This window comes from Epilithonimonas hominis, from assembly GCF_003730015.1.
GTDB lineage: Bacteria > Bacteroidota > Bacteroidia > Flavobacteriales > Weeksellaceae > Epilithonimonas > Epilithonimonas hominis.
The window spans coordinates 22,463-47,769 of the sequence record NZ_RJTU01000039.1; the positions used below are offsets into that span (position 1 = coordinate 22,463).

Annotated in this window: 28 protein-coding genes; 17 read left to right on the top strand and 11 right to left on the bottom strand. The window is 35.6% G+C overall.

Annotated features, from left to right (window positions below):
* Nucleotides 1-195 precede the first annotated feature (195 nt).
* Together EGH73_RS05925 and EGH73_RS05930 are read right to left on the bottom strand one after the other, a co-directional pair.
* Nucleotides 196-660: a hypothetical protein gene (locus EGH73_RS05925; protein WP_312207587.1), complete on the bottom strand. Its 465-nt coding sequence runs from the start codon at nt 658-660 to the stop codon at nt 196-198.
* Between the two features lie 76 nt (nt 661-736).
* Nucleotides 737-1,690: a PhoH family protein gene (locus tag EGH73_RS05930; RefSeq protein ID WP_123281089.1), complete on the bottom strand. Its 954-nt coding sequence runs from the start codon at nt 1,688-1,690 to the stop codon at nt 737-739.
* A gap of 105 nt (nt 1,691-1,795) precedes the next feature.
* On the opposite strand from EGH73_RS05930, the gene EGH73_RS05935 reads away from it, so the two are divergent.
* The 5 genes from EGH73_RS05935 to lnt all read left to right on the top strand — a co-directional run bounded on the left by EGH73_RS05935 (nt 1,796) and on the right by lnt (nt 7,815).
* Nucleotides 1,796-2,623 carry an SAM hydrolase/SAM-dependent halogenase family protein gene (locus tag EGH73_RS05935; protein ID WP_089770110.1) on the top strand — a complete coding sequence of 276 codons (828 nt, stop codon included), beginning with the start codon at nt 1,796-1,798 and terminating at the stop codon, nt 2,621-2,623.
* Nucleotides 2,624-2,856: 233 nt separating this feature from the next.
* On the top strand, nt 2,857-3,429 hold the full coding sequence (locus EGH73_RS05940) for a CopD family protein (protein ID WP_123281090.1): 573 nt from the start codon (nt 2,857-2,859) through the stop codon (nt 3,427-3,429).
* Between the two features lie 77 nt (nt 3,430-3,506).
* On the top strand, nt 3,507-4,235 hold the full coding sequence (locus tag EGH73_RS05945) for an ABC transporter permease (RefSeq protein ID WP_123281091.1): 729 nt from the start codon (nt 3,507-3,509) through the stop codon (nt 4,233-4,235).
* Nucleotides 4,236-4,330: 95 nt separating this feature from the next.
* Nucleotides 4,331-5,986 carry a gliding motility-associated ABC transporter substrate-binding protein GldG gene (gene gldG / locus EGH73_RS05950; RefSeq protein WP_123281092.1) on the top strand — a complete coding sequence of 552 codons (1,656 nt, stop codon included), beginning with the start codon at nt 4,331-4,333 and terminating at the stop codon, nt 5,984-5,986.
* 179 nt (nt 5,987-6,165) lie between these two features.
* Nucleotides 6,166-7,815 (top strand): apolipoprotein N-acyltransferase, encoded by a 1,650-nt coding sequence (gene lnt, locus EGH73_RS05955; RefSeq protein ID WP_123281093.1) that lies wholly within the window; start codon nt 6,166-6,168, stop codon nt 7,813-7,815.
* Between the two features lie 80 nt (nt 7,816-7,895).
* Here the strand turns inward: lnt and EGH73_RS05960 are convergent, their stop codons facing one another.
* The 4 genes from EGH73_RS05960 to EGH73_RS05975 all read right to left on the bottom strand — a co-directional run bounded on the left by EGH73_RS05960 (nt 7,896) and on the right by EGH73_RS05975 (nt 9,825).
* A complete protein-coding gene (locus tag EGH73_RS05960) occupies nt 7,896-8,399 on the bottom strand; it encodes a DinB family protein (protein WP_123281094.1) in 504 nt (167 codons plus the stop codon).
* A 31-nt stretch (nt 8,400-8,430) separates the two neighbouring features.
* On the bottom strand, nt 8,431-8,904 hold the full coding sequence (locus tag EGH73_RS05965; protein ID WP_245985439.1) for a GNAT family N-acetyltransferase: 474 nt from the start codon (nt 8,902-8,904) through the stop codon (nt 8,431-8,433).
* Nucleotides 8,870-9,181 (bottom strand): barstar family protein, encoded by a 312-nt coding sequence (locus EGH73_RS05970; protein ID WP_123281095.1) that lies wholly within the window; start codon nt 9,179-9,181, stop codon nt 8,870-8,872. The genes EGH73_RS05965 and EGH73_RS05970 overlap by 35 nt, the downstream gene beginning before the upstream one ends.
* A gap of 158 nt (nt 9,182-9,339) precedes the next feature.
* A complete protein-coding gene (locus EGH73_RS05975) occupies nt 9,340-9,825 on the bottom strand; it encodes a ribonuclease domain-containing protein (protein WP_123281096.1) in 486 nt (161 codons plus the stop codon).
* A gap of 119 nt (nt 9,826-9,944) precedes the next feature.
* On the opposite strand from EGH73_RS05975, the gene EGH73_RS14465 reads away from it, so the two are divergent.
* The 6 genes from EGH73_RS14465 to EGH73_RS06005 all read left to right on the top strand — a co-directional run bounded on the left by EGH73_RS14465 (nt 9,945) and on the right by EGH73_RS06005 (nt 13,784).
* Nucleotides 9,945-11,084 carry an acyl-CoA dehydrogenase family protein gene (locus EGH73_RS14465; RefSeq protein ID WP_245985441.1) on the top strand — a complete coding sequence of 380 codons (1,140 nt, stop codon included), beginning with the start codon at nt 9,945-9,947 and terminating at the stop codon, nt 11,082-11,084.
* A gap of 197 nt (nt 11,085-11,281) precedes the next feature.
* Nucleotides 11,282-11,746 (top strand): pyrophosphohydrolase domain-containing protein, encoded by a 465-nt coding sequence (locus tag EGH73_RS05985; RefSeq protein ID WP_089770102.1) that lies wholly within the window; start codon nt 11,282-11,284, stop codon nt 11,744-11,746.
* 10 nt (nt 11,747-11,756) lie between these two features.
* On the top strand, nt 11,757-12,302 hold the full coding sequence (locus tag EGH73_RS05990) for a TlpA family protein disulfide reductase (RefSeq protein WP_123281097.1): 546 nt from the start codon (nt 11,757-11,759) through the stop codon (nt 12,300-12,302).
* Nucleotides 12,303-12,334: 32 nt separating this feature from the next.
* Nucleotides 12,335-12,946, top strand: coding sequence for a DUF4230 domain-containing protein (locus EGH73_RS05995; RefSeq protein WP_123281098.1), 612 nt, complete (start codon nt 12,335-12,337; stop codon nt 12,944-12,946).
* Between the two features lie 12 nt (nt 12,947-12,958).
* Nucleotides 12,959-13,138, top strand: coding sequence for a hypothetical protein (locus tag EGH73_RS06000; RefSeq protein ID WP_123281099.1), 180 nt, complete (start codon nt 12,959-12,961; stop codon nt 13,136-13,138).
* 148 nt (nt 13,139-13,286) lie between these two features.
* Complete coding sequence (locus tag EGH73_RS06005) at nt 13,287-13,784, top strand: hypothetical protein (RefSeq protein WP_123281100.1); 498 nt, start codon at nt 13,287-13,289, stop codon at nt 13,782-13,784.
* An 81-nt stretch (nt 13,785-13,865) separates the two neighbouring features.
* On the opposite strand, the gene leuB is transcribed toward EGH73_RS06005, so the two are convergent.
* From leuB to EGH73_RS06030, 5 genes are read right to left on the bottom strand one after another with little or no spacing between them, the layout of a single operon-like run.
* Nucleotides 13,866-14,987: a 3-isopropylmalate dehydrogenase gene (gene leuB, locus EGH73_RS06010; RefSeq protein ID WP_123281101.1), complete on the bottom strand. Its 1,122-nt coding sequence runs from the start codon at nt 14,985-14,987 to the stop codon at nt 13,866-13,868.
* Nucleotides 14,971-15,576: a 3-isopropylmalate dehydratase small subunit gene (gene leuD / locus EGH73_RS06015; RefSeq protein ID WP_123281102.1), complete on the bottom strand. Its 606-nt coding sequence runs from the start codon at nt 15,574-15,576 to the stop codon at nt 14,971-14,973. The genes leuB and leuD overlap by 17 nt, the downstream gene beginning before the upstream one ends.
* 47 nt (nt 15,577-15,623) lie before the next feature.
* Nucleotides 15,624-16,310, bottom strand: coding sequence for a class I SAM-dependent methyltransferase (locus tag EGH73_RS06020; protein WP_123281103.1), 687 nt, complete (start codon nt 16,308-16,310; stop codon nt 15,624-15,626).
* Between the two features lies 1 nt (nt 16,311).
* Complete coding sequence (gene leuC / locus EGH73_RS06025; protein ID WP_089770120.1) at nt 16,312-17,697, bottom strand: 3-isopropylmalate dehydratase large subunit; 1,386 nt, start codon at nt 17,695-17,697, stop codon at nt 16,312-16,314.
* Between the two features lie 7 nt (nt 17,698-17,704).
* Nucleotides 17,705-18,868 (bottom strand): 2-isopropylmalate synthase, encoded by a 1,164-nt coding sequence (locus EGH73_RS06030; RefSeq protein ID WP_123281104.1) that lies wholly within the window; start codon nt 18,866-18,868, stop codon nt 17,705-17,707.
* A 148-nt stretch (nt 18,869-19,016) separates the two neighbouring features.
* Here EGH73_RS06030 and EGH73_RS06035 point away from each other — a divergent pair, with 148 nt between their 5' ends.
* The 6 genes from EGH73_RS06035 to EGH73_RS06060 all read left to right on the top strand — a co-directional run bounded on the left by EGH73_RS06035 (nt 19,017) and on the right by EGH73_RS06060 (nt 25,238).
* A complete protein-coding gene (locus EGH73_RS06035) occupies nt 19,017-20,552 on the top strand; it encodes a hypothetical protein (protein ID WP_123281105.1) in 1,536 nt (511 codons plus the stop codon).
* Between the two features lie 57 nt (nt 20,553-20,609).
* Entirely contained in the window at nt 20,610-22,553 is a 1,944-nt protein-coding gene (gene thrS, locus EGH73_RS06040) for a threonine--tRNA ligase (protein WP_123281106.1), read from the top strand.
* Between the two features lie 72 nt (nt 22,554-22,625).
* The gene (infC, locus tag EGH73_RS06045) at nt 22,626-23,156 is read left to right on the top strand and encodes a translation initiation factor IF-3 (protein ID WP_074233036.1); all 531 of its coding nucleotides are present in this window, start codon (nt 22,626-22,628) and stop codon (nt 23,154-23,156) included.
* 160 nt (nt 23,157-23,316) lie between these two features.
* Entirely contained in the window at nt 23,317-23,514 is a 198-nt protein-coding gene (gene rpmI / locus EGH73_RS06050; protein ID WP_027384637.1) for a 50S ribosomal protein L35, read from the top strand.
* A 122-nt stretch (nt 23,515-23,636) separates the two neighbouring features.
* A complete protein-coding gene (gene rplT, locus EGH73_RS06055) occupies nt 23,637-23,981 on the top strand; it encodes a 50S ribosomal protein L20 (protein WP_074233035.1) in 345 nt (114 codons plus the stop codon).
* A 78-nt stretch (nt 23,982-24,059) separates the two neighbouring features.
* Entirely contained in the window at nt 24,060-25,238 is a 1,179-nt protein-coding gene (locus EGH73_RS06060) for a M28 family peptidase (protein WP_089770091.1), read from the top strand.
* The last annotated feature ends 69 nt before the right edge of the window (nt 25,239-25,307 follow it).

The following is a 25,307-nucleotide window of genomic DNA, read 5'->3' on the forward strand; positions in this document are numbered from 1 at the left end:
TTCATAAAAGATTCATAAACAACATCACTAATATCTATGTAAATTTAATATGTAAGGTGTGATATTATTAAGTGTAGATCGAGTAACATTTTATGTTCGAAATGATAACAGTTATCAACTGTATTATTCTACATTAGCTTTTAATCAAAAAAAACTATGACAATTGCCAGAGTTTTTTTATAATCATTGTAAGATTTATTTCAAGAAGAAATTATAACCTAAATTAACTGATCCTACTGAAAAATCATTACTTACGCCTTGGTAACCTAGATATAATTCACCTTGAGAAAAATTATAGGCTACTTTTGGCTGGTAATATAAACCTCCGTCTATTCCATCCTTAGTAGAGATCCCATATCCCAAGTCTAAACCTAAAGAAACAGGTGATCCTGAAAATCTATATTTACCTGATGCTGCAATTGGAATAAATCCAAAATCATCACCTTTTATAGAACCTCCTGGCACATCATAACTTTTCCCTATAAAGTGTGTGTAACCAGATGCAATTCCTAAATCAAAACTTGGAGCAACGTTCCACATATAAGCTGCATCCAAACCTAGGTTAAATGATGATACATCTCCTGCATCTGCTACTGGAACACCGATATGAGCACCCAGTTTAAAACCTTCTTGTGCACTTGACAGTCCAAATACTGCCATAGCTGCAATCATTATTAACTTTTTCATAGTTTTTAAAATATTTAATCTAATAGAAAGCTACCAATTTTCATGCCAATTATTTTTCTTTCTTCTCACTATTGTTATAAGCAACAATAATTTTTTTGACTACAGGATGTCTCACTACATCTTCTTCTGTAAGATGCACGAACCCGATTTCGTCAATATTTTTAAGAATTTGCATAGATTCCTTGAGCCCAGATTGCTGTTTCGGAGGCAAATCTACCTGACTGGGATCACCGGTTATGATAAACTTGGCGTTCATTCCCATCCTAGTCAGGAACATTTTCATTTGAGAATGGGTGGTGTTCTGTGCTTCGTCCAAAATCACAAATGCTTCGTCCAAAGTCCGGCCTCTCATAAAAGCTAATGGTGCCACTTCAATTACTTTCTTCTCCATAAAACCTTCCAGCTTTTCATGAGGAATCATATCCCTCAGTGCATCATACAAAGGCTGCAAATACGGATCAAGCTTTTCCTTAAGATCACCAGGAAGAAAGCCTAAACTTTCACCCGCTTCCACCGCTGGTCTGGTTAAAATAATTCTTTTGACTTCCTTATCTCTCAAAGCTCTGACTGCCAGCGCTACGCTTGTATAAGTTTTACCGGTTCCAGCAGGACCGATTGCGAAGACCATATCTTTTGTTTCGGATACTTTTACCAGCTTTTTTAGGTTGGTAGTTTTTGCTTTGATAGCTTTTCCGTTGACACCTTTTACTATAATATCCTGGTCAAATACCAATTGTTTTTCGTTATCGTCTTTTAGCTTCAAAAGGGATTCGAGATTTTTTATCTCTAAAGAATTATGCTTGGACATGTATGCGGTAACATCATCCAACTTTTGTTTAAGCACATCAAGTGTTTCGCGGTTTCCCATTGCGAAGATGAAATTATCTCGTCCTGTGATTTTTAGCGTTGGAAAACTGGACTTTATCAGGTTAAAATTTTGGTTTTGTACGCCGTAAAAAGTCTTAGTATCTACGCCTTCTAGTTCATAATTTATTTCGAACATAATTAATATTGAGAGTTTGTATAACAAATATATGAATACATTTGATATGTTATGTTCGTTTTAAAAAATTGAATTGTACTAAATTTGCAATTAAATATTAAATCAATGCCAGTTATTACACTTACTTCGGATTATGGACTTGTAGATCACCGCGTTGCGAGTATCAAAGGGAAAATACTTAGCTGGAGCGAGGAAGTAAAGGTTGTGGATATCACCCATAATATAATGGCTTACAATCTTCTGCAGACGGCTTATATTGTTAGAAACGCCTATAAATTTTTCCCGGAAGGGAGTATCCATATTATTTCTGTAGACAGTTTTCATCATAAACACAGAAAAAATATTATTATAAAAATAGACGGACATTACTTTATCTGTGCGGATAATGGTATCATCAGCCTTATGTTCTTTGATATAAAACCAGAATCGATTTATGAAATAACACTCAATAATAGGTTTGATGACCAGGTTTCATTTCCGTCCACCGACATTTTTGTGCCTGCAGCGATGCATATCTACAAAGGAGGTTTGCCGGAAGTCATAGGAAGACAAATTCAGACGATGAAGGATATTTCCTTTCCAAAAGCAATATATAATGAAAGTGAAAAAATGATTGTAGGTGAGGTAATGTATATCGATAATTTTGGAAATGTAGTCTCCAACATCAGCCGGAAATTTTTTGATAAATATGCTGCTCTCCAAGAGAGTTTTACAGTAAGATTTAGGAATATCATCCTGACGAGAATCTTTGAGCAATACACAGATGTCGTAACAGACTGGGAGAGAGAACCTGAATTTCACGGAAAATCATCGATTATTTTTAATGACGCAGAACTCCTAGAAATTGCCATTTACAAAGGAAGCGTGCTAAATGGCGCATCCTCACTTTTCGGCATGAACACTGGTGAAAAAATCTATGTAGAATTCTCATAAAAAACTGTCAAAAAAATGGCCAGTTCATCATAATCTTTTGTTAACAATAAGTCCTTTACAAGTAAACTTTCTTTAGACTTGAGAAAAGTAAATGATTAAAACGTGGCTAAACACCAACTCAGTTAAATAAAAAAAAGAATTCAGTTCAATTTTATCATCGATTGCAAAAAAAACCTGTTCCAATTCTTTTATTTCTTCAACCAATAAAAAGTATCTTTGCAAAAAATCCGTAGATGCTTTACACGATTATCAAGGCAGTTCACATTATTTTTATGGTAAGTTATTTCGCTGGGATTTTCTATCTCGTGAGATTGTTTGTCTATTATAAAGATACTGATGAGTTTGATGAATTGAAACAGCAGATTCTCAGAAATCAATATACTTTTATGGCAGTCAGACTTTGGAACATCATTACAGTTCCTGCAGGAATTCTGATGTTATTAAGCGGACTCACTATGATTTTCCTTAATTCAGGATTACTGAAAACGCCTTGGTTTCATCTGAAATTGACCTTCCTAATCGGGCTCGGGATTTATCATTTTTGGTGTTGGAAAAGAGTGAAAGAACTAAAAAACCTCAACGGAAAAACACTCTCCATTCCAAATATCAAGCTTCGACAATTCAATGAGATTGCAACTTTTATTTTATTCGCTGTAGTTTTTACAGTAATTCTCAAATATTCCGTTATACAATATTGGTGGCAGTTATTATTCGGATTTTTCGGAATCATTATTCTGATAACTTCTATTGTTAAATTGGTCAATAGAAATAAGATAAAAGAAAAAAGGCAAAAGAATCAGGATTAATGGCTTCGAGAACCTCAGCCTGACAAAAAAAGAACTAAACAAAAAACTCTAATACACTCAAACTCTACAACCCATTTATGTTAGCTATATTCAAAAAAGAACTTTGGAATTTTTTCGGAAACTGGAGCGCGTGGATCATCATCGCTGCTTTCAGTATTATTTCCGCATTATTCCTATTCTTCTTCGAGAATAATTTTAATATTTTCGATATTGGAAGCGCCACGGTACAAAGTTTCTTTGTGCTTTCGCCTTGGCTTTTTATGTTTATCATTCCGGCAATCAGTATGAGAACTTTGGCAGAGGAAGAACAATCGGGAACCTTATTTTGGCTATTTTCTCAACCCATAAAAATCACCGAAATTGTTGGTGGAAAATTCCTTTCCGTTTGGTTGGTTGGTATTTTATGTCTATTGCCATCGTTGGTTTATTATTACACGGTTTACGTTTTAGGTGTTCCGGAAGGTAATATTGATGGAAGTATGACTTTCGGGAGCTACATTGGTTTAACGATTTTGATCGCTGCTTTTTCCGCAGTCGGGATTTTGGCTTCTTCATTGTCATCGAACCAAATTATGGCTTATCTCTTAGGCGTTTTCCTTTGTTTCATTCTTTATTTTGGGATTGAACAATTAGCAAGTTATAAATTGATGGGTGGCGCAGATTATGTATTACAAAATATTGGATTTTATCAACATTTTCTGGCATTCACAAGAGGTCAAATTGACACAAGAGACGTTTGCTATTTCCTTTTAATTATAGGTATTGCTTTGTTCTTTGCCAACAAGTTTGTTGAGAAGAAAAAATAAATTATTACAACATTTGTCATTCCGTAGGAATCTAAATTAGTTTTTCGACAAATTTTGTAGAGATTCCTACGGAATGACAAAAAGAGAAAATTAAAATGAATAAAAAATATATTCCACTTTTTATTGTATTAATTATCGTTTTACTTGGCGCATTTGGCGTTTTTTATAAACGTTTCGATTTGACGGCGGAAAAACGATACACACTTTCCGATTCCACCATCAAGGTTTTGGAAAATGTAAAAAAACCAATGACAATTGAGGTTTATCTGGAAGGCGATTTTCCGGCTTCTTTCAAACAGCTTTCGAATGAAACCAAATTTATGCTGGACGAATTCCGAAAAATTAATCCGAAAATCGATTACAAATTCCGTGACCCGATTGCTGAGAAAGTTCCGCAGGACACGCTGAAAGCGATGGGAATGCAACCTTCGATTCTTCCGGATATGAAAGACGGAAAAATCTCCGAAATCGTGATGTTTCCTTACGCCGCCATCAAGTATAATGGTTACGGAACTTCGGTTCCTTTAATTGTTCAACAATCTGGAATTGATGCTGCCACACAACTCAGCAAATCAATTGAAAACTTAGAATATAACTTCGCTTCCACCATCAAAGGAATGACAGAAGAAACAGCGAAAAACATTGGTTTCCTAGTCAATCAGCAAGAATTGGGACCTGATGAGTTTCGTGGATTTTTAGATTTGGCAATGGAGAATTACAATGTTGGTCCAATCATTCCGGAAAATAAAACCGAATTATCTCTGGCTGACGTTCCGAAGCTGAAACAAATGGACGCACTGGTCATTGCAAAGCCAAGAAAAGCGTTTACCGATAATGAAAAAGTGATTCTCGACCAATATATTATGAACGGCGGAAAAACACTTTGGATGATTGACGCCGTGAATGCGGAAATGGACACGCTTTTTCAAGCCAAGAAAATTATGGCTTATCCGATTGACCTTAATCTGACGGATTTTATGTTCAATTACGGACTGAGGATCAATCCAGCCTTGACCAAGGATATGAAAAAGTCGGCGTTGGTAAGAATTGTTTCGGGCGAAGTGGCTGGCAATCCACAATACAGCAGTTTTCTTTGGCCTTATTTCCCACTAGGAATTGCTGAATCCAAAAATCCAATTACCAAAAATATCAATCCTGTAAAATTTGAATTCCCCACTTCAATTGATACTTTGGGAAGACCAAATATCAAAACCAAAGTTCTTTTCGAATCCAGCGAAAGAACAACGAGCAAAACGGTTCCGAATTATGTTGCACTTTCTGAAATTGTAAGAACAGACAGCATCGGAGAAATGGAACGTCCTACGCCGCCGAAGATTTTTGCAGTGGCTTTAGAAGGTAAATTCAAATCCGCTTATGCGACAAGAAGTGAGAAAAATGCTTACCCAGATTTCAAAGCTCAAAGTCCGGAAAATAAAATGCTTGTAATTGCCGATGGTGACATCGCAAGAAATCAAATATGGAAAGGACAACCGCTTCCTTTGGGCGAAGATTTGTTGACAAAGGAACATTATGGCAATGCTCAATTCCTGAGAAATGCTTTAGATTATCTTTTGGATGACAGCAATATAATGGAACTACGAGACAGAACCATCGAAGTCCGATTGCTCGACAGACAAAGAATTGATGAAGAAAAATCAGATTGGCAATGGTTCAACCTTCTTTTGCCTTTGGGAATTATTGGCGCTTTGGGTGCCGCATTTTATTTCTTGAGAAAGAAGATGTTCTCGTAATTAAATCTTTTTGAACACAAAGTTCACAAAAGTTATATGAATAATGACTTTCTTAAGTTTCACAAAGCCGCTTCGCTTGGAAAAGAAAAAGCTTTGTTAAGTTTTACGCCTTTGTGAGACTTGTAACATAATTATTGAAAAAAAATCTTTGCGGACTTAGTGTTCAAAAAATAAATATTATGAAAAACCTTTTATTAGCCTTAATTTCCGGAGTTTTGTTAGCCATATCCTGGCCGACTTACGGGATTCCGTTTTTTATATTTTTTGCTTGGGTTCCGCTTCTGATGATGGAACACAACATTGAAAAATTCAGCGATATCAAAAAGAAAAAATTAGCGGTTTTCTGTTTTTCATATCTCACATTTTTGATATGGAATTTTGTGACTACAGGATGGCTTTATAATTCACAATTGCCTGATGGAAGCAAATCTCTTTTAGCAGTTCTGTTTCCTGTTCTCACCAATTCATTTTTTATGGCATTGGTTTTTACTTTCTATCACATCTATAAAAAAAGTCAGGGAACTTATTACGGATTGGTCTTTTTTGTAGCCATTTGGATGTGTTTTGAGAAGCTTCATCTTGTTTGGGAATTCACTTGGCCTTGGCTCAATCTCGGAAATGTTTTCGCAGATTATCATCAGTTTGTTCAATGGTATGATACTTTGGGCGCAACTGGTGGAAGTTTCTGGATTTTGATATGTAATGTTCTGGCATTTTATACAATAAGAATTTGGGAAGCTGGAAGAAAAAGAAAACCATTGATTAAAAACGTTTTGATGACAGCCGGTTTTATCATTTTACCGATGGTTATTTCTTTGGTTAAATATTATAATTATACGCCGGAATCAGTTGGTTCAATCAACGTCACAATGCTTCAACCAGCACTTGACCCGTACAATGAAAAATACCAAAAAGACAGTTTGACGATTGAAAATGATTTATTGAAATTAGCTTCAGAAAATTCAGTTTTACAAAGCGATAAAAAATCTAAAATCGATTTATACCTTTCGCCCGAAACATCACTTCCTGGTCCAGGTTCTATTAGCGAAAGAGGATTCAATAACAGTTTGTTAATTAATAATATCAAAGGTTTTCTTTCTCAACATCCCCAATCTGTTTTCTCTGGCGGAATTTCCAGCCATTACGTTTATAAAGAGGGCGAAGAAAAACCTTCAACAGCGAGTTACCTCGACAGACTGGGCATTTGGGTCGATGAATATAATTCGGCAATACAAATTATCCCAAATCAACAACCCGAAGTTTACCACAAAGCAATGTTGGTTCCTGGTGTTGAGATTTTCCCTTACATCAAAGTTTTTAAACCAATTTTAGGAGATGCGATGTTAGATTTAGGCGGAACAACTCGTTCTCTGGGTGTTTCAGAGGAACGGAAAGTTTTCGCCAATCCTTACAACAAATCTGTGATTGCACCAATTATTTGCTACGAAAGCATCTATGGAGAATTCGTGACCGGTTATGTCAAAAAGGGTGCAAACCTTTTAGCTATTGTGACTAATGATTCTTGGTGGGGCTATTCGCAGGGACATAAACAATTGTTGGTTTACGCAAAACTTCGTGCGATAGAAACCAGACGCGAAATTGCAAGAGCAGCAAACAGCGGTACAAGTGCTCACATCAATTCCCGAGGCGATATTGTGGACGAGTTGCCTTACGGTGCAAAAGGGGCTTTGACAGCAAAAGTCAATTTGATTGATAAAGAAACCTTCTACACCAAAAGCGGCGATTTTCTTTCCAGAATATGTCTTTTTGTGATTGGTGCTTTGTTGCTTTTTATTCCAGGGAGAAAATATTTGACGAGAAAGAAATAATAAGTTGGAGAGTATTAGTGTTTGTGAATTTGAGAGTAATTCTTAAACTCTAACACGCTAAAACTCTCCGACTCTCAAACTCAAAGATTCGGTAAATACCTTTCCTTAATAATATTCAAATGGTGAATGTTGTGACCAACGGTTAATTTCCCGATTGTTTCTACTTTGATGTCATTTCCATTCACAATTCCAATTAATTGAAGTGCTTCTTCTGGAAGATTTCTAAAGAACTTGACGGATAATTTTCTAGTCAATTTGAATTCTTTAATCAAACTTTTCAAAGTTCGGCTGTCCGCATAAGAATGATCAGCCCAGGCTTCTTCATCAAATCCCGAAACCACAGACTGATCTTTTCTGGAAAACCTCAAAGCGCGATAAGCAAAGACTTTTTCTGTATCGATGAGATGTTGCAACAATGTTTTTAAACTCCATTTTCCTTCTGCATAAGCATAATTACCTTGTTCTTCGGAAAGTGATTCGTAGATTTCTAAAGTTGCGTCTGAAGCTATTTTCATTTCTTCAATCCATTGCGCAGAAGGAACCAAATCAAGGTAACGCTGTATATATTTTTCGAATTCTGTCACTTTTTAATTGTTAATTGTTAATTATAAATGATTAAGAAACTTCCCATTCATAGAAATTCACTTCATCATATTTTTTGAAGCCTGCACTTGGATATAATTGATTTCCAATCATATTTTCTTTTCCTGTCTCCAAATACATTCCACAAGAATCAGATGTTCTGCAAAGTTCTTTTGCACTTTCTATTAAAGCTTTGGAAAAGCCTTTCCCACGAGAATTTGAATTAACATAAAGGTCATTCAACAACCAATAACGCTTCATTCTTGTTGATGAAAACAATGGATAAAGCTGAACAAATCCAACCAATTTCCCTTCATCTTCTGCAACAAAAATCTCGGAATCTTTTTTCTCTAATCTTTCGGATAAAAATTGTTGAGCTGCTGAAAAATCAGATATTTTATGATAAAACATTCTATATTCATCAAACAATTGTGCGAGTTGAGACAAATCGTCGATGGTCGCTTTTCTTGTATTACTCTTCATCATCATCAGAATTTCCGTCCTCATCTTCGTATTGTTCAAGGTAATAAGTAAAGGTGAAACCTGCTACCTCATCTTCTGCATCTTCCAAGGTTGTTAGAAGGTCTTCAAAAGTTTCCAGCTGATCCACGCTCATATTGACAAATTCGATATGAAGTGGCATTTCCAATTCTCCGGAAATCACATCCGAAAGCGCATCCAGATTATCTCCGAAATGTTCCGGCAATTCTAATTTTGATTTCAGTTGTTCGTAAAAATCCTCGTAATCGCCGATGTTAGCGAAGTCAATATATATTTCTTTCATTTTTCTATAATTTGTCGGAAGTCGGAAGACCGATGTCCAAAGTTTTTAATGTTAAATTTTTATGTCATTGTAAGATTAGTCAAAGAACCGAATCTAAAATCTTCCGACCTCTGACCTCCAACTTCTGACTATTTTCTCTCAAACGATTTATAATGATTTTACGTTAGCCAAACATCACCGTTTTTAGTAAAGACAATTCGGTCTGCGCCTCGGTTTCCACAATTGTAATTCACATCAGCTTCGTAATATTGTTCCCCTTTGGGTAATTGTTTTTCACGATTACTGAACTTGTCGCCGCCTATTGCTTTTCCCGGCAAAATATCGCATAAATTTCCTTTGGACGGAACCCAACCTTTGCTTTTCGCTTCGGATTTTGTGATATAAAAATCAGGTAACTGATGATTGGATTTTACATAAGCAATCACTTTATTATCTTTCGTTAATTCATCAATCGAATTGCTATTAGAAGATTTTTCCAAAATCGAACTTTGTTTAGCTTCGGACATTGGACTTCCAACTTCGGTCTTCTGACTTCCAACGTCCGACTTCCTTTCGATTCGGTAATTCGAAATGAGATACATAGTCAATATTCCGGCAAATGCGCCGATGAGAAAGAAAAACAGGGTTTTCAGTTTTGGATTCATTGATGAAGATTTATGCGCTAAAATAATGAAAACCTCGATTATTAAAGAAGAAAAAACAAACTTTAAAAAAAAATTGTGCTTAGCCTAATTTTTCTATATTTGGGCACAAAGATAAAAATATGGAAACCCAAACTATGGATAACTTAAAAATGATAGCCGAAACAGCCAAAGATTTCGCTGAAAAAAATATTCGCCCAAACATTATGGATTGGGATGAAAGCCAGACTTTTCCTGTAGAATTGTTTCATCAATTGGGAGAATTAGGCTTTATGGGAATTGTAATTCCCGAAGAATATGGCGGTTCTGGTCTTGGTTATCAGGAATATGTGACCATTTTGAACGAAATTTCTCAGGTTGACCCTTCCATCGGATTATCTGTTGCCGCACACAATTCACTTTGTACGAATCATATTTATGAATTCGGAAACGAAGAGCAAAGAAGAAAATGGTTACCTCACTTAGCTTCAGGAAAAGTAATCGGTGCTTGGGGATTGACTGAGCACAACACAGGTTCTGACTCTGGCGGAATGTCCACAACTGCTGTAAAAGACGGCGACGATTGGATTATCAACGGAGCAAAAAACTTTATCACACACGCTATTTCCGGAGACATTGCAGTGGTGATGACAAGAACTGGCGAAAAAGGGGCGAAAAATAATTCCACAGCATTTGTTTTGGAAAAAGGAATGGCTGGCTTCACTTCTGGTAAAAAAGAAAATAAATTAGGAATGCGTGCTTCCGAAACTGCTGAGTTGATTTTCGATAACGTTCGTGTTCCAGATTCTCACAGATTGGGAGAAGTTGGAAGCGGGTTCAAACAAGCAATGAAAATTCTGGACGGCGGTCGTATTTCTATTGCTGCATTGAGTTTGGGAATTGCGAGAGGCGCTTACAAAGCTGCGCTTAAATATGCTCAAGAAAGACATCAGTTTGGAAAAGCAATTTCAAGTTTTCAGGCGGTTAACTTTATGTTGGCGGACATGGCAACAGAAATTGATGCATCAGAATTGTTAATCAGAAGAGCATCTGACCTGAAAAATGCGAAACAAAAAATGACGCGCGAAGGTGCAATGGCAAAATTATACGCTTCCGAAGCTTGCGTAAGAATTTCTAACAATGCTGTTCAAATCTTCGGTGGCTATGGTTATACAAAAGATTTCCCAGTGGAGAAATTCTACAGAGATTCTAAATTGTGTACGATTGGCGAAGGAACTTCTGAAATCCAGAGATTGGTTATCGGTAGAGATATTTGTGATTAGAATATATTTTAATAAACCCCAAAAGTCACAAAAGCTTTAAGTTTATTTTAAAAGTTCAAAAAGAAACTAATTAAATTATTAGACTTTTTTGAACTTTTATTTTTTTAAATTTCTTTTGTGGCTTTTGTGGTTAATAAAAAATAAATGCGGTCTCCTTAGACGGCATTTTTTATATTTGTTAAAATTTTAGAAAAATAATGGAAAAATTAGATAGCCTGAATCAGGTAGCCGAATTTCACAAAACCTTCAACGCCCCAATTCTTGACACGCCACAGATTCCTTCAAAAGAACGTGCTGCATTGAGAGTTAGTCTTCTACAAGAAGAATTAGACGAACTAAAAAAAGCCATTGAAGACAATGATTTGGTAGAAGTTGCTGATGCACTTTGCGATTTGCAATATGTTTTGAGTGGTGCTGTTTTGGAGTTTGGTTTGGGAGAAAAATTCGTGGAGTTGTTCAATGAAGTTCAGCGTTCTAATATGTCCAAAGCTTGTGATAATGAAATTCAGGCTCAGGAAACTGTAGAATTCTATAAAGCCAAAGGCACCGATGCTTATTACGAAAAGTCCGGCGACAAATACAATGTTCACAGAGTTGCAGATAACAAAGTTCTGAAGAACAAATATTATTCTGCGGCGGACATTGCTTCGTTATTAAAATAAAAAACTCAGGATGAAAAAAATTTCGATTTTATTGGGAATTATTGCGTTAGCGACGATTAATTCTTGCGCGGAAAGAGTGATTGTCAACCGTGAAGTAGAATCCAAAAATGACGGTAAAATGCTGCTCGGAACTCAGACACTAGACCAATTCCGAAAAGAACCTTTCAAAACTTGGTTTATTGATGAATATAATCGTTATCAGATTGACCAATCGAGTTTGGCAGAATTAAAAAAAGAAAAACTTAATTCTTACAGTTTGGTTGTGTTTGTAGGAAGCTGGTGCGAGGATAGCCATCGAGAATTTCCGAGATTGATTAAAATTCTGGAAACCTTGAAATACAATACTGAGAAAATGCAAATCATTTCTGTAAATCGCAAAAAGGAATCACCAGCCGGCGAAGAAGGTCTGTACAATATCTCACGCGTTCCTACTATTATTGTGAAAAAATATGGCAAAGAAATCGGAAGAATCACAGAAATGCCGGAAACAGGCTATTTGGAAAGAGATTTGCTTAACATCCTAAAAAAAGATAATAATTCAGGTTTGTTTAAATAATAGAACTTGATTTGCTGATAAATTCTAAATCAATGAATAAATACACGGGTTTACTTTCTTTTATTTTCGGAATTATTCTGACGGTTTTTGTGTTCTTGTCGTGGAGAAGCTGCAACAAAAAAGACGATGCGGCTTTGGTCAATCAGGATTATTATCTGATTACGAATCAAATCCAGAAAATGAACAAAATGGTAGTTTTGGAACAAGATTTTTCCAGTTTTCAAACGCATAAAAGTTCAGCGGCGACTGTTGCAGGATTCGATATTTTGCCAAGGGAAATGGTTCTTTATACGACTGCAAAAGCTCAGGTTTCTTACGACTTGAAAAGAATGAAAATTGATGTGGATACGGTTAGCAAAAAAGTGATTATTAATGAATTGCCCCAACCTGAAATCAAAATTTTTCCGGATGTGAAAATTCATTTTATGGATGATTATGCGGTGAATAGATTCAAACAAAGTGACATCAATAGTATTATGGAATCTGCCAAGAAAAATATGGCGAAAAGTGTGAATCAAGAAAGTCTGAAACAGCAAAGTAAAAAACAACTTAAAGAAAATCTTAACGAAATTTTTGTTTTGGCAAAAGCCTTGCATTATTCTATAGAAGACAAAACGAACACGTTTCCTTCTACCGAATTATAAAAAACCAACGTTATGAATCCTGATAAAAAAACCGAAAACAGCAACAGTTCTGAAAATCAAAAGCAGACCGAAGATTTCAAAAATATTCCTGCTGCCTCTGACAAGAAAAGTCCGCCTGACATTGATAAAAAAGACATCGATAAAAGTTCAAAAATCAATAAAGACGGAAAGACTGACAATATAGATAATTAACATAACCACACCCATTCATACGAATGGGTTTATTATTTTGCCCATCGACTAAATATTAAAATAAAGTTAAAATTATCATTCTATGTAATAATGCCATAGTTTTTGTTTCTTGAACAACACCAATTATTAACACACAAAAAATATTATTATGTCTTACACCGTTTTTGGAATTTTTCCTAATCAAGAGGAATACAATGAAGTCATCACCAAATTAGAAAATGCAGGATTTTATGATTACACCATCACGCAATCAGAAAAAAAAACTTTGGAAACTGTAGATCATACAAAAAACAAAGGTTTCTGGAATTGGCTTTTTGATGACAGTAGTGTTGATCAGGATCGCTACGAATACGCAAGCATAAATAGTGCTACAGTAACAGTTTATGTTGATAATGAAGATGATGCAAATGCCGTAAAAAGCATTCTTGACGAAAATGGCGCCATTGACATAGAAGAAAAAACCCGAGATTACATTTCTGGGAAATATACAGATACACATCACGAGTATCCCATTTCTGAACATAAAAGAGCTAGGATAATTGCAAAAGCAAAAAATAACCTATACTTTACTGACGAGCGGAGTGCTGCTTATAAACCAGAAAAAGGAATGTCTGACGAAATGGACTCTCTGGGTAGTAAAGATTAAAACCAATCACATCCCTATATATAACTTTACATTTTTCAAAAGAGCCGAATATCTTCGGCTCTTTTTACAGACTTCATCTCATCAAACGATTGTGGATTTGCCCAATTGAATATTTTCAAAATTATAATAAGACTTTTCTGAAAACTTAATATAATCTGCGATAAAATCACCAACTTCTGAAGTGGTATAATGCTGTTCCGCATTCAAATCTATTGTTACAAACTTGCTTTCTATAGCGTGCTCTACACTTTTTCTCAATTTATCAGCAGCTTGATCCAGTTCTAAATAATCCAACAACATTGCCGCGCTCAAGATTGAAGCGATTGGATTCGCAATTCCTTTTCCTTTGGCTTGAGTATAAGACCCGTGGATTGGTTCAAAAAGTCCGTTATCCTCGCCAATAGAAGCTGAAGGCAACAATCCAATAGAGCCTCCAATTACACTGGCTTCGTCTGAAATAATATCACCAAACATATTTTCTGTAAGAATTACATCAAACTGTTGTGGATTGAGAATCATTTGCATCGCAGCGTTGTCCACAAACATAAAATCTAATTCAACATCTGGATATTCCAGAGCTATTTCTTTGACGATTTTTCTCCATAGTCTGGAAGTATCGAGTACGTTTGCTTTGTCTATCAAGGTGAGTTTCTTCCTTCTTTTCTGTGCATCTTGAAAAGCCAAATGGGTAATTCCCACAATCTCTTCTCTGGAATATTTGCAAAGATCGTAAGCATATTCACCATTTTCATCCGTGAATTTTTCCCCAAAATAAATTCCGCTAATCAGCTCACGATAGATTTGAATATCCGTTCCATCTACAATTTCTTTTTTCAACGGACTTTTTTTAATCAAAGAAGCGTAGGTTTTTATCGGTCTGATATTAGCAAACAATCCTAATTCTTTTCTCAATTTCAACAAACCTTGCTCCGGACGAACTTTTGCATCAGGATTATTGTCAAATGCTGGATCACCAATTGCTCCAAACAAAACAGCATCAGAATTTTTGCATAATGCCAAAGTCTCATCCGGCAGTGGATTTCCTGTCTGATAAATTGCTTCCGCTCCCACACTTCCATAATCGAATTGGAATTTATATTGAAAAGTTTCACCGATTACTTTCAATATTTTCACACTTTCCTTAGTAACTTCAGGACCGATTCCGTCGCCTGCTAAAACTGCTATTTTATAAGTTTTGCTCATATACTTTTTGTGTTTGTTGTTCAAATTTTTGGATAGCTTCTTTCTTACTGGTTAAGAAATCGATGTCGTCATAGCCATTCAAAAGACATATTTTTTTATAAGAATCGAGTTCGAAATTTTCTGTTCTATTATTAAAAGAAATGGTTTGTTCTTCTACATCAACAATAATTTTTGTTTCCGGCTGGTTCGTAATGGTATTCATCAAATCTTTTAAATAATTTTCCGAAACTTTCACAGGAAGAAGTCCATTGTTAAGTGCATTTCCTTTGAAAATATCAGCAAAATAACTAGAAACCACAACCTTGAAACCGTAATCTGTGAGCGCCCAAGCAGCGTGTTCTCTGCTGCTTCCACATCCAAAATTACTTCCTGCGACTAAAATTTCTCCAGAATATTTAGAATTATTCAGAACGAAATCAGCGTTTGGCTCATTAGTATGAACATTGTAACGCCAATCTCTGAAAAGATTTTCTCCGAAACCTTCTTTGCTAATGCTTTTCAGGAAACGCGCCGGAATAATCTGGTCTGTATCTATATTTTCACTCGGTAATGGAACAGCCTGAGAATTGATTAAAACTAATTTTTGCATTTTTTATTCTTTTAAAAAGTAATCATCAAATAGATGTTTTTTTGCCTTTATTTTTTTGCTGTATAAACAACAAAATTATAGTATTGATATACGTTAGCAACATTTTGAAACCCTACATCTTCCATCCATTTTAGTTGCTCATTCAGCGGACTCATCTTATCCAGTTTAATTCTTTCAAATGTTGCTTCTTTTTCTTCTGATGTCAAAGTTTTATTCGCTACAACTTTCTCTCTCCAAGTAGAAGTGTAAAGTGCTTCCGAAAAATCATTTTCACCCAAAACCTGATCTGCATTTATAAATAATCCACCGTCATTCAGAAGTTTATGGATTGTTTTGAAAAGCTTTTTTTTAGCTTCATCATCTAAATGATGAATTGCTAAACCAGAAATCACCAAATCAAATTTGTTTTTTTCTAAAGCTAAATCGGCTAAATCCTGAACAAGAAATTCAAAATTTGAAAATCCTGAAAATCTTTCCTTAGCTTTTTTTAGCATTTCTTCCGAAATATCTAACAATGTAAAATCGGCTTCGTTATATTTTTCAAGAAAAAAAGCACTCATCAAACCTGTGCCAGCTCCTATATCTAATATGTTGTGAACGGATTTTATTTGATTCGATAATTCAACTGGTATTTTATAAAAATCATCAAAACAAGGTATCAGTTCTTTTCTTTGCTTATCGTATTTTTCTGATACCGCATTGAATTTTGACTTAATAGATTCTATGGTAGGCATTTTAATTCAAGTTTTCAAAAGCCGGGATTCTTCCTTCCACAGCAACTTTCGCAGCTGTTAAAGGACTTGCCAAAAGTGTTCTTGCGCCTTGACCCTGCCGACCTTCGAAGTTTCTGTTGGACGTGGAAACACAATATTCACCTTCCGGGATTTTATCTTCATTCATTGCCAAACAAGCGGAACATCCAGGCTGACGGATTTGGAAACCCGCTTCATTGAAAACTTTATCCAATCCTTCATCATAAATTTGTTTTGCTACTTTCTGCGAACCTGGAACCAACCAAGCCACAATATTTTCAGCTTTATGTTTTCCTTTAACATAATCTGCGGCAGAACGGAAATCCTCGATTCTTGCATTGGTACAGCTTCCGATAAAAACATAATTCACTTTGATGTCTGAAGTTGATTGTCCAGCGTTCAACCCCATATATTTCAGGGCTTTTTCTTCGGATTCGTTTTGAGCAGTCGGAATTTTAGAATCAATGGAAATTCCCATTCCCGGATTGGTTCCATAAGTTATCATTGGTCTGATATCTTCTGCAGAGAATTCGAATTCTTTATCAAAAATGGCGTCAGAATCCGATTTCAAAGTTTTCCAATATTCTAATTTCTCATTCCATTCTTCTCCTTTTGGTGCAAATTCTTTGTCTTTAATATAATTGAAAGTGGTTTCGTCCGGTGCAATCATTCCACCTCTCGCTCCCATTTCGATACTCATATTGCAGACTGTCATTCGTCCTTCCATAGACATTTCTTCGAAGACATTCCCTGCATATTCGCAGAAATAGCCCGTTCCAGCATCAGTCCCGATTTTCGAAATAATGTAAAGAATCACATCTTTTGCCTGAACATCTTTGTTTAATTTTCCATTCACGGAAACACGCATCGATTTTGGTTTGTTCATCAATAAGCATTGACTTGCAAAAACCTGCGCAACCTGACTTGTCCCAATTCCAAAAGCGATAGAACCAAAAGCGCCGTGCGTGGAAGTATGGCTGTCACCGCAAACAATGCTCATTCCCGGCTGAGTAATTCCCAGTTCCGGTGCGATAATGTGCACAATTCCTTGATATGGATGACCAAGTCCGTATAATTCGATGTTATTTTTTTTGCAATTTTCTGTCAATTGCTGAACTTGAGTTCTTGATAATTCGTCTTTGATAGGCAGTTCTTGTCCCAAAGTCGGAACATTGTGGTCTGCTGTTGCAACAATCTGATTTGGACGAAAGATTTCTAAACCTCTCGCTTCCAATTCTGCAAAAGCCTGCGGACTGGTCACTTCGTGAATCAAATGTTTGTCTATATAAATCACCTGAGGTCCATCCGGAACGGTTTCTACAACGTGTGCATCCCAGACTTTATCAAATAATGTTTTGTTTTGGCTCATTTTATTTCTATCCAATTTTTTGATTAAATGATTTCATCATATAGCTTAAATCATCATTATTAACTTCTTTCTTAGTATCGGCAATTTTCAAAAACTCCTGATACAAAAAGTCCAATTCTACTTTTGTCACATCAAAACCAATATTTTTGAATCGATAAGCCAAAGCCGAACGTCCGCTTCTCGCAGTCAGCACAATTGAAGATTCATTGATTCCGACTTCTCTTGGGTCGATGATTTCGTAAGTTTCTCTATTTTTGATGACACCGTCCTGATGAATTCCTGAACTGTGAGCAAATGCATTCGCTCCAACAATCGCTTTGTTCGGTTGAACCGGCATTCCCATCAAGTCAGAAACGAGATAACTCATTTCGTTCAGCATTTTGGAATTGATATCAGTGAAGAAATTAAGGTCAGGATGTTGTTTAATAATCATCACTACTTCTTCCAACGCCGTATTTCCGGCACGTTCGCCAAGTCCATTGATGGTACATTCAATTTGTCTCGCGCCGTTAATAATTCCAGAAATCGAATTGGCAGTTGCCATTCCCAAATCATTATGACAATGGCAGGACAAAATCGCTTTGTCAATATCTTTTACGTTATCTCTCAGATATTTGATTTTTCTTCCGTATTCTTCGGGCAAGCAATAACCTGTCGTATCAGGAATATTAAGAACAGTTGCTCCCGCTTTTATCACTTCTTCACAAACTTTTGCCAAGAAATCGTTATCTGTTCTTCCTGCATCTTCCGCATAAAACTCGACATCATCCACAAGATTTTTGGCATATTTTACAGCGTCAACGGCTCTTTCCAAAATCTGTTCTCTTGTAGAATTGAATTTGAATTTGATATGAGAATCCGAAGTCCCGATTCCTGTATGGATTCTTGGTCTTTTCGCATATTTTAAAGCTTCCGCCGCAACTTCTATATCTTTTTTATTAGCTCTCGTCAATCCGCAGACTTTAGCATTTTTTAGGATTTTTGAAATCTCCTGAACCGACTGAAAATCGCCAGGACTGGAAATCGGAAAACCTGCTTCTATAATATCAACACCTAAAAAATCGAGTTTCTCTGCAATAACTAATTTTTGTTCCGTATTCAGTTTACATCCCGGGACCTGTTCCCCATCTCGCAACGTCGTATCAAAAATTTCAATTTTTTCCGAATCCATAATAAAGTTTTTATCTAATTTTGATATTCAAAAGTAGAATTTGATTTATTGTTTATTATGGAAACACTTCAAAAAATACAATATTCGATTTGCTCAAAATAATTTATAAAAAATTAATTATCAGTTATTTAAATATTTAATTTTTACAATGTCAGAATTACAGAAAGATTTTTTATTTGTCCTTATTAAGTCACTTTCGACCTCAGAAAAGCGACAATTTAAGCTATATGTCAATCGTCTAGGGATTAATGTTGATGCAAAATTCCTCTTGCTATTTTCTGAATTGGACAAAATGAAAGAATATAATGAAGAGATTATCCTCGAGAAAAAAATCTCTTCAAAGCTTCAACTTTCTAATCTGAAAGCGCATCTTTATAAGCAAATTTTAGTGAGTTTGAGGTTGAATCCAAGTCATCAAAATAATAGAATCCAGTTGCGTGAACAATTGGATTTTGCGACGATTTTATATCAAAAAGGATTGTACAAACAAGCTCTGAAGATTCTTGATAAAGCCAAACAATCTGCATTGGAATTGGATGAAAAAAGTATTGCATCCGAAATTATTGAACTCGAAAAAGTAATTGAATCCCAATTCATTACAAGAAGTATTAATGGTAGAGCGGACGAATTGATTCTGCAATCCAGCGAAATCAACAAGCAAAATAGTTACGCAACACAACTTTCCAATCTATCCTTGAAATTATACAGCGAAATGCTGACGCACGGCTACATCAAAAATGATAATGACCGCAACAATATTTTTAATTTCTTTGACAGCAACATCAAAAATATTGATTTAAAAAAATTAAATTTCACAGAAAAACTTTGGTATTATAAAGCGCACGTTTGGAAAAATCAGTTGCTTCAGGATTATAAGTACACGATAAAATACGCTTATCAATGGGTAGAACTTTTTCATCAGAATCCGGAAATGATAAAAAATCATCCTGTTTGGTACATCAAAGGAAATACTTATTTGTTCAAACTTTTGTTTATTTACGGAAGCATAAAGGGAATCGAAGAGAGTTTTGAGAAATTTGAAAGTGTTGTAAAATCAAATGCTTTCATTCATAACGAGAATTCACAATCTCTGATTTTCCTTAATTATTATAACACCAAAATGAATCTCTATTTTATTAAAGGTGATTTTTTCAACGGTACAAAAATGATTCCTGAATTGGAATTAAAAATCGAAAAACACCGCGACAAAATCGATGAGCATCATTTTCTAGTTCTTTATCTGAAAATTGCAGCGATGTTTTTTGGAAGCAAAAACTATCAGAATACGGTAAAATACGGACAAAAAATCATTAATTCTAAAGGCAATGTACAAGAAGATTTATTATTTCATACAAGAATTTTGATGTTGATGGCAAAATATGAATCAGGCTTTGATGATGATTATGATGACTTCGTAAAAGCAACAATGAAGTTTGCTAAAAAGATGAAAAATCCAGGCGATTTGCATTTCAGCATCGTGAATTTCTTCAAGAAAATCAATGATAGAAATCCAAAAGACCAAGCCATCGCCTTTAAGGAATTTGAGAAAGAACTGAAAATTTCTTCCCAAAACAAATATGACAAACGAACGCTGATGTACATCGACATCCACGGATGGGTTACTTCCAAAGTGAGGAATGTAGATGTGATAGAGATAATTAAGGAAAAAGTTAAACTAAAATAACATTATTCTTTCTTTAAAAATCACTATTTTTGCAAACATTAATTTTTTAAAACCATTATGCTAAAAATTACACTTCCTGATGGCAGCATCAGAGAATATGAAGGAGCAGTTACTCCACTACAAGTTGCGCAAAGTATAAGTGACGGTTTGGCAAGAAACACGATTTCTGCCATCGTAAACGGACAACAGACAGAAGTAGAAACCACGATAACGGAGGATTCTACAGTGCAGCTTTTGACGTGGAATGACGATATGGGTAAAAAAGCATTCTGGCATTCTTCTGCTCACTTGTTGGCTCAGGCAATTATGGAGTTTTATCCTAATGCGAAGCTGACAATCGGGCCTGCAATTGCCAACGGATTCTACTACGATGTAGATTTCGGAGGAGAGCCTTTGTCTGAAAAAGACTTTGAGAAATTAGAAAAGAAAATCTTAGAAAACGCTAAGAAAAATTCGACTTTCAACCTGCGTGAAGTTTCTAAAGCAGAAGCTTTGAAAGAATATGCAGACAATCCTTTCAAAACTGAATTGATTGAAAATCTTCCTGACGGCGAAATCACTTTCGTAACTCACGATAACTTCACAGACCTTTGTAGAGGTGGACACATCCCTTCAACAGGAATTGTGAAAGCTGTGAAAATCCTTAACGCCGCAGGAGCTTATTGGAGAGGTGATGAGAAAAACCCGCAACTTACAAGAGTTTACGGTGTTTCTTTCCCAAAACAAAAAGAACTTGCTGAATATCTTGAAAGATTAGAGGAAGCAAAAAGAAGAGACCACAGAAAACTAGGAAAAGAATTAGGTATTTTTGCATTCTCAGAAAAAGTAGGAGCTGGTCTTCCACTTTGGTTGCCAAAAGGAGCGGCATTGAGAAAGAAATTAGAAAACTTCTTATCAGAAGCTCAGAAAAAGCAAGGTTATGAATTCGTGATTTCTCCACACATCGGAGCAAAAGAATTATATGTAACTTCGGGACATTGGGACAAATATGGAGCAGATAGTTTCCAGCCCATCAAAACTCCGAACGAAGGTGAAGAATTTTTGTTGAAACCAATGAACTGCCCTCATCACTGCGAGATTTATAAAGCACAACAATGGTCTTACAAAGACTTACCAAAACGTTATGCGGAATTTGGAACCGTTTACAGATACGAGCAGTCTGGAGAATTGCACGGCTTGACCAGAGTTCGTGGATTTACTCAGGATGATGCGCATCTTTTCTGTACGCCAGACCAATTATTACAGGAATTTGAAAAAGTAATTGACTTAGTGTTATATGTTTTCGGCTCACTTGGATTTGCGGACTTTACAGCTCAGATTTCTTTGAGAGACCCAGAAAATAGAGAAAAATATATTGGTTCTGATGAAAATTGGGAAAAAGCTGAAAACGCTATTGTAACTGCTGCAAAATCTAAAGGTCTTAAAACTGTAACCGAATATGGCGAAGCGGCTTTCTATGGTCCTAAGCTAGATTTTATGGTAAAAGATGCCTTGGGAAGAAGCTGGCAGTTAGGAACAATCCAAGTTGATTACAATTTGCCAGAGAGATTTGATCTTTGGTATAACGGTAATGATAACGAAAAGCACAGACCTGTGATGATTCACAGAGCGCCATTTGGTTCTATGGAACGTTTCATTGCTATTTTGATAGAGAACACAGCAGGGGATTTCCCACTTTGGTTGAGCCCTGAACAATTTACGATTTTGCCTATCAGTGAAAAGTATGCAGATTATGCAAAAAAAGTTTCACAATTATTGGAAAATCACGATATTTGCGGTTTAATAGACGACAGAAACGAGAAAACGGGTAAAAAAATCCGTGATGCCGAATTGAAAAAGCTACCATTTATGCTTATTGTAGGTGAGAATGAGGAAAATAACGGTACGATTTCTGTAAGAAGAAGAGGCGAAGGCGACCTTGGAGAAATGACGGTTGACGCTTTTATCTCTTATTTTAAAGAGCAGGCAAAACCCACATTTGAACTAGGCGGAAAGAACTAAGCCTTATTTAATTATTATTAATTTTAAAATTTTAAAACCATAGCACTAAAAAGAAACAACAGCAGAGGTCCGATGAGACGCCCAGTCCAAGAAGACCTTCATCAAATCAACGATAAGATCCGCGCAAGAGAAGTTCGTTTGGTTGGAGAAAATGTAGAACCAGGAGTTTATCCATTGGCTAAAGCTTTGGAAATAGCAAGAGAACAAGAGTTAGACCTTGTTGTTATTTCTGATAAGGCAGAACCTTACATCTCTCGTATCCTGGATTATAAAAAATTCTTGTACGAGCAAAAGAAGAAAACCAAAGAACTAAAAGCGAAGCAAGTAAAAGTAGTTGTAAAGGAAATCAGATTCGGTCCTCAGACTGATGACCACGATTACGAATTCAAGAAAAAGCACGCTGAAAAATTCTTGGAAGAAGGTTCTAAACTGAAGACTTATGTTTTCTTCAAAGGACGTTCTATTATCTTCAAAGATCAAGGAGAAATTCTTCTTTTGAAGCTTGCTCAAGATTTGGAACACGTTGGAAAAGTTGACCAACTTCCTAAGCTTGAAGGAAAAAGAATGATTATGATGATGAGCCCTAAGAAGCCTGCAAAATAATATTGATAAAATTCAATGAAATATAAAACCTCGAATTAATTTTTGAGGTTTTTTAATATCTCAACTTTCAGAATTTTTTTGTAATTTTGCAAACTATTATTCTTAAATACATTTGGGAATATTAATAAAATATTGATAACAAAACATAAAAAGCAGAACAATGCCAAAATTAAAAACGAAATCAGGTGCTAAAAAGCGTTTTGCTCTTACCGGAACAGGTAAGATCAAAAGAAAGAATGCTTTCAAAAGCCACATCTTGACAAAGAAAGAAACTAAGCAAAAGAGAAATCTAACGCAAACTTCTTACGTTGCTGCTGTGGACACGAAAAGTGTTTTAAGACAATTAGCAATTAAGTAGTTTTTATAAATCTATATTCGGTTTATAAGAATTCAAAACAAATTCAACAATTTAACCCTGAGATGGAGCCACTAAGAGTAATGAAATAGTTACCGCACATTTCAAAAAAAACAATTTAAATTATGCCAAGATCAGTAAACGCTGTAGCGTCTAGAGCGCGCAGAAAAAAAGTACTTAAGCAAGCTAAAGGTTTTTTCGGTAGAAGAAAGAACGTTTGGACTGTAGCTAAAAACGCGGTAGAAAAAGCAATGCAATATGCTTACCGTGGTAGAAAAGAGAAGAAAAGAAACTTCAGAAGCCTTTGGGTAACTCGTATCAACGCGGGTGCTAGAGAGCACGGATTATCTTACTCTCAGTTTATGGGAGCTCTTAAGAAAAACAACATCGAGCTAAACAGAAAAGTTCTTGCAGACCTTGCAATGAACCACCCTGAAGCTTTTAAAGCTGTTGTAGATCAAGTAAAATAATTACAAATCTTTGTTATCAATATAAAATCCTGAGAAATATCTTAGGATTTTTTTATTTTTGGCAAAATTTAATTTACAATGTTAAGAAAATCTATTTTCTTTTTGGCGTCTTTCGCCACGATGGCTTTTCCCAAAGCTCAGACTTTTGTCCAAGTTTACCAGGACAGAGCAAACCAGATTTCTCAAAGCAACATTAATACTTATCTTCAGGAATTTGAAGCTATTGGTGTAAAAAAAACAGGAACCACACAGAATACAAATGCATTCAATTGGCTAAAAAATAAATACCTTTCTCTGGGATATACTACAGCCAATTTTTTTGAACACTCTTGGACATCAAGCGGATTGTCATCAAAAAATTTAATCGTTACGAAAACGGGAACTGTCTACCCTAATAAATTTGTGATTATCTGTGGGCATTTTGATTCTATCAATGGTCCGGGAACGAACGATAACGGAAGCGGAACATCGATAATCCTTGAAATGGCTAGAATCCTAAAAGATGTTCCTACAGAATATTCGATCAAATTCATTCATTTTTCTGGTGAAGAGCAAGGTCTTTTGGGAAGTTCCAGATATGTTTCTCAAATTGTTAATGGAACAAGCCCTAAAATGGATATTAAAGTGGTTGTAAATCTAGATCAGGTTGGCGGCCTGAAAAACAAAATTAATAACAAACTGTATCACGACAAAGATCAAAGCTCGCCCACAAGTAATAACGCTGCTGCAGCAACAGCAGTGCAGGAATTGGCCAATTGTACTTTGTTATATTCGCCGCTAAGTGTGGAATATGACAATGCGGAAAATACGGATTATGTGCCTTTCCAGCAGAATGGCGAAATCATTACTGGATATTTTGAATATGAAGGCGGATATAACAATCCATATGTTCATACAGTTAATGATTTATATGCAAATATGGATCCTGTTTATGTCTTCAATATTGGGAAGGCTGCTGTGGGCGCTGTACAGCATTTTGCGGTAGCATCGAAAACATCTTTGGATGCAGATGACACGGTTCCAAAATCATCCGGATTTGTAGACCTCTATCCTAATCCCGCAAGTAAAGTGCTGAATCTGAAAATTGATAATAATATTAAGACTTTTAAAGTGGACATAACAGATCTGAGCGGAAAACATATCTTAACCTCGGAAAACCAATCTCAAATTGACATCACAACTTTGAAGCCTGGTGTTTATTTTGCTAGGGTGATTTCAGCAGATCAACAATCAACCAAAAAAATAATAGTACAATAAAAATATGCTCTGAACTTCAGCGAAAAACTTATTTAAGAAAGAAAATTATTTAGTCGTTCCTTAACAAAA

Bases quoted from the DNA above. Each gene is read 5' to 3' on its own strand.
- EGH73_RS05925 (WP_312207587.1), bottom strand. From the start codon at position 660: ATGGCAGTATTTGGACTGTCAAGTGCACAAGAAGGTTTTAAACTGGGT.
- EGH73_RS05930 (WP_123281089.1), bottom strand. From the start codon at position 1,690: ATGTTCGAAATAAATTATGAACTAGAAGGCGTAGATACTAAGACTTTT.
- EGH73_RS05935 (WP_089770110.1), top strand. From the start codon at position 1,796: ATGCCAGTTATTACACTTACTTCGGATTATGGACTTGTAGATCACCGC.
- EGH73_RS05940 (WP_123281090.1), top strand. From the start codon at position 2,857: ATGCTTTACACGATTATCAAGGCAGTTCACATTATTTTTATGGTAAGT.
- EGH73_RS05945 (WP_123281091.1), top strand. From the start codon at position 3,507: ATGTTAGCTATATTCAAAAAAGAACTTTGGAATTTTTTCGGAAACTGG.
- gldG (WP_123281092.1), top strand. From the start codon at position 4,331: ATGAATAAAAAATATATTCCACTTTTTATTGTATTAATTATCGTTTTA.
- lnt (WP_123281093.1), top strand. From the start codon at position 6,166: ATGAAAAACCTTTTATTAGCCTTAATTTCCGGAGTTTTGTTAGCCATA.
- EGH73_RS05965 (WP_245985439.1), bottom strand. From the start codon at position 8,904: ATGAGGACGGAAATTCTGATGATGATGAAGAGTAATACAAGAAAAGCG.
- EGH73_RS05970 (WP_123281095.1), bottom strand. From the start codon at position 9,181: ATGAAAGAAATATATATTGACTTCGCTAACATCGGCGATTACGAGGAT.
- EGH73_RS05975 (WP_123281096.1), bottom strand. From the start codon at position 9,825: ATGAATCCAAAACTGAAAACCCTGTTTTTCTTTCTCATCGGCGCATTT.
- EGH73_RS14465 (WP_245985441.1), top strand. From the start codon at position 9,945: ATGGAAACCCAAACTATGGATAACTTAAAAATGATAGCCGAAACAGCC.
- EGH73_RS05985 (WP_089770102.1), top strand. From the start codon at position 11,282: ATGGAAAAATTAGATAGCCTGAATCAGGTAGCCGAATTTCACAAAACC.
- EGH73_RS05990 (WP_123281097.1), top strand. From the start codon at position 11,757: ATGAAAAAAATTTCGATTTTATTGGGAATTATTGCGTTAGCGACGATT.
- EGH73_RS05995 (WP_123281098.1), top strand. From the start codon at position 12,335: ATGAATAAATACACGGGTTTACTTTCTTTTATTTTCGGAATTATTCTG.
- EGH73_RS06000 (WP_123281099.1), top strand. From the start codon at position 12,959: ATGAATCCTGATAAAAAAACCGAAAACAGCAACAGTTCTGAAAATCAA.
- EGH73_RS06005 (WP_123281100.1), top strand. From the start codon at position 13,287: ATGTCTTACACCGTTTTTGGAATTTTTCCTAATCAAGAGGAATACAAT.
- leuB (WP_123281101.1), bottom strand. From the start codon at position 14,987: ATGAGCAAAACTTATAAAATAGCAGTTTTAGCAGGCGACGGAATCGGT.
- leuD (WP_123281102.1), bottom strand. From the start codon at position 15,576: ATGCAAAAATTAGTTTTAATCAATTCTCAGGCTGTTCCATTACCGAGT.
- EGH73_RS06020 (WP_123281103.1), bottom strand. From the start codon at position 16,310: ATGCCTACCATAGAATCTATTAAGTCAAAATTCAATGCGGTATCAGAA.
- leuC (WP_089770120.1), bottom strand. From the start codon at position 17,697: ATGAGCCAAAACAAAACATTATTTGATAAAGTCTGGGATGCACACGTT.
- EGH73_RS06030 (WP_123281104.1), bottom strand. From the start codon at position 18,868: ATGGATTCGGAAAAAATTGAAATTTTTGATACGACGTTGCGAGATGGG.
- EGH73_RS06035 (WP_123281105.1), top strand. From the start codon at position 19,017: ATGTCAGAATTACAGAAAGATTTTTTATTTGTCCTTATTAAGTCACTT.
- thrS (WP_123281106.1), top strand. From the start codon at position 20,610: ATGCTAAAAATTACACTTCCTGATGGCAGCATCAGAGAATATGAAGGA.
- infC (WP_074233036.1), top strand. From the start codon at position 22,626: ATGAGACGCCCAGTCCAAGAAGACCTTCATCAAATCAACGATAAGATC.
- rpmI (WP_027384637.1), top strand. From the start codon at position 23,317: ATGCCAAAATTAAAAACGAAATCAGGTGCTAAAAAGCGTTTTGCTCTT.
- rplT (WP_074233035.1), top strand. From the start codon at position 23,637: ATGCCAAGATCAGTAAACGCTGTAGCGTCTAGAGCGCGCAGAAAAAAA.
- EGH73_RS06060 (WP_089770091.1), top strand. From the start codon at position 24,060: ATGTTAAGAAAATCTATTTTCTTTTTGGCGTCTTTCGCCACGATGGCT.